Annotated in this window: 3 protein-coding genes; 1 reads left to right on the forward strand and 2 read right to left on the reverse strand. The window is 74.5% G+C overall.

All coding sequences use genetic code 11. From position 1 onward, the window contains the following. Positions 1-312 precede the first annotated feature (312 nt). The gene (locus ICW40_RS11470; protein ID WP_221654047.1) at positions 313-1,344 is read left to right on the forward strand and encodes an ATP-binding protein; all 1,032 of its coding nucleotides are present in this window, start codon (positions 313-315) and stop codon (positions 1,342-1,344) included. Between the two features lie 47 nt (positions 1,345-1,391). On the opposite strand, the gene narI is transcribed toward ICW40_RS11470, so the two are convergent. Further along, positions 1,392-2,153, reverse strand: a complete 762-nt coding sequence (gene narI / locus ICW40_RS11475; protein ID WP_221654056.1) for a respiratory nitrate reductase subunit gamma — start codon at positions 2,151-2,153, stop codon at positions 1,392-1,394. After that, positions 2,150-2,927 (reverse strand): nitrate reductase molybdenum cofactor assembly chaperone (narJ, locus tag ICW40_RS11480; protein WP_221654058.1); only part of this gene is annotated, 778 nt, incomplete at its 5' end. The genes narJ and narI, both read right to left, overlap by 4 nt.

The raw sequence follows: 2,927 nt of genomic DNA on the forward strand, positions 1-2,927 counted from the left end.
CGTCGGGCGCGTCCTCCGGCCCGCCCGCGCCCAGACCGGCGTCCGCGGGCGCGCTCGCGAGCGCGGCGTCCCGGCCGAGCGCGCCGGTGCCTCGCAGGAGCGGGCTCGTGGGCCCTGGGTTCTCAGCGTGTGCACTCATCGCCTGCCCCATCGGCACCACGGGCGCACCGTCAAGGGTTCTGCGCCGCCGAGGGAGAAGTGCGGGCGGATCACTGGCACGATGGGAGCAGCAGTCGCGTCATGACGTGGGGGGCCGGATGTCTCACCCTGTGTCCTGACATGTCAGCGCTCAGGCACCAGCTGGAGGCCCCGATGAGCCAACCTGCGGAACCCGCCGCCGGTGCCGTCGTGGGCGGGGGTCCCGAGGCCGTCGGCCTGGGCACGGTGACCCTGCCGGCCGAGCCCTCGTCCGTGCCGCACGCGCGCCGCTTCGTGCAGGACGCGCTCGTCGGTCAGCACGCCGACGTCGTCGACCGGGCCGAGGCCTGCATCTCCGAGCTCGTGACGAACGCCGTGCTGCACGCCCGCACCGAGATCCGGATCAGCGTCGAGGACCTCGGCGACACCATCCGGCTCGACGTCCGGGACCGCTCGACGGCGATGCCCCGGCGCCTCGTCCACACCGTGCGCTCGGCGACCGGTCGCGGCATGGAGATGGTCGGGCTGCTCGCGCGCTCGTGGGGCGTCGACCTGCTCGAGGGCGACGCGAAGTCCGTCTGGTGCGAGCTCGGCGTCGACCAGGACGCCGACACGGTCGAGCCGCCCGACCCGGAGGCGCTGCTGGCCGCGTGGCCGGACGACGACGAGCTGCTCATGGGTCCGTGGGAGGGCGAGGTCGAGCCCGTGCTCCCCCGGCCGCGCACGCCGTCGGCCCTCGAGTCGCGCGCGGCGGGCGACGGCGCACGCACCTTCACGCTGGTCGGGTACCCGGTGCGCCTCGGCATCCTGGCGCGCGAGCACACGAGCGGGATCCTGCGCGAGTGCGCGCTCCTCTCCCAGGTCGCGGCGACCACGCACGCGCCGGCGCAGCTCGTCGCGCTCGCCGGGGCCCTGACCGGCTCGTACAGCGGCGAGCTCACCGTGATCGACCAGCAGCGCAGCGACGCCCTGGCCCGCGGTGACGCCACGGTCGACCTCGTCTACACCGGCGGGCCCGGGAGCACCGAGATGGTGCTCGCGTGGCAGTCCGCGATGGAGGCGCTCGACGCGTTCGCGGAGACCTCGGCGCTGCTCTCGCTCACGACCCCGCCGCGGCTCGTCGCGCTGCGGGACTGGATGACGCAGGAGATGGTGCGCCAGAGCCAGGGCGCCGAGCCGCGTCCCTGGACCGGCGACCTGGAGTGACGCCGGTCGGCGCCGGCTGAGGGCGGTTCGGCGCCGGCTGACGGCGGTCAGCGCCGCCCGGACGTCTCGGGCCGGCGCTCGACGCGGTCCCAGCCCCGGCGGGACGCCCGGGCACCGAGCCGGTCCGGCTTGGCGCGGTAGACGACGTAGGGCCGCCACAGGTAGCCGACCGGCGCGCTGAACACGTGCACGAGGCGCGTGAACGGCCACAGCGCGAAGAGCAGCATCGCCGCCATGCCGTGCAGCTGGAAGCCGAGCGGCGCCTCCGCCATGAGCTCGGGGTGCAGGTCGAACCGGAAGATCCCGCGGAACCACACCGAGACGCCGTCGCGGTAGTCGTAGTGGCCGCCGAGGTTGAGGATCGAACCCGCGACGGTGTTCCACATGCCGAGGAAGATGACGACCGCGAGCACCAGGTACATGGCCTTGTCCATGCGCGTGGTGGCGCTGAACACCGGGCCGACCGTGCGCCGGCGGTAGATGAGCAGGACCATCCCGACGACGGTGCACACACCCGCGACGGCGCCGATCGTCACCGCGAGGAAGTGGTAGACCTCCTCGGTCATCCCGACCGCCTCGGTCCAGGACTTGGGGATGCCCAGGCCCATGACGTGGCCGAGGAACACGGCCAGGATCCCGAAGTGGAACATCGGGCTCGCCCACCGCAGCAGGCGGCTCTCGTAGAGCTGCGAGGAGCGCGTGGTCCAGCCGAACTTGTCGTACCGGTAGCGCCAGACGTGCCCGAGGACGAAGAAGGCGAGGCACACGTACGGGATCACGACCCACAGGACCGTGTCGGTGGTGGTCATCGGCGGTCTCCTGCCCTCGTCGTCGGCATCGGCAGCGGCTGCGGCCCACCGGCGCCCACGCCGGCGAGGGACCCGTCGAGGAGTCCGGCGCCCGCGTGGCGGGGCGCCGTCGTGAGCGCGGGCTCCGGTCCCGTGCCGAGGTACGACGGCGGCGCGAACGGCTCGAGGCCGACCTCCTCCCCCGGCGGTCCCTCGGCCGCGAGGCGCTCGACGGCGGCACGCTCGTCGCCGTCGAGCGGCGGCAGCGTCGCGCACACCGCCGCGAGTGCCCCGGCCCAGGGCGAGCCGCCGTCGACCAGCGCGAGCCGCAGCAGCTCGAGCCCGGCCCGGTGCTCGAGCAGCAGCCGCAGGCCGGCCTCGCGGTCCTCGTCGCGCTCGCCCGACGCGAACTCCAGCACGACGCAGAGGTGGTCGGGCAGCTCGTCGTCGACCAGCTCGAGGCCCGCGCGGCGGTAGGCCTGCTTGAACTCGACCAGCGCGACGCCCCGCTTGCGGGTGTCGCCGTAGGCGAAGTACGTGAGGTAGAGCGAGCAGCGTCGTCGCAGGTCGAAGGTCGCGACGTACTCGGCCTGGAGCTCCGGCAGCGGCGTCGTGCCGAGGTGGGCGAGGAGACCGTCGAGCGGCTCGCGCACCGGCGACGGCAGCTCCGCCGCGGCGCCGCGCAGCAGCGGGAGCCGCTCGAGGAGCTCGGTGGTCGGGTACTCGAGCAGCATCGCGGCGAGCCGGTGCGCGACCGCCGTCGGCCGCCCCGCGACGCGACGGGCGGCGCGGGCG

The sequence above is a fragment of the Actinotalea ferrariae genome (genome assembly GCF_019733465.1).
GTDB lineage: Bacteria > Actinomycetota > Actinomycetes > Actinomycetales > Cellulomonadaceae > Actinotalea > Actinotalea ferrariae_A.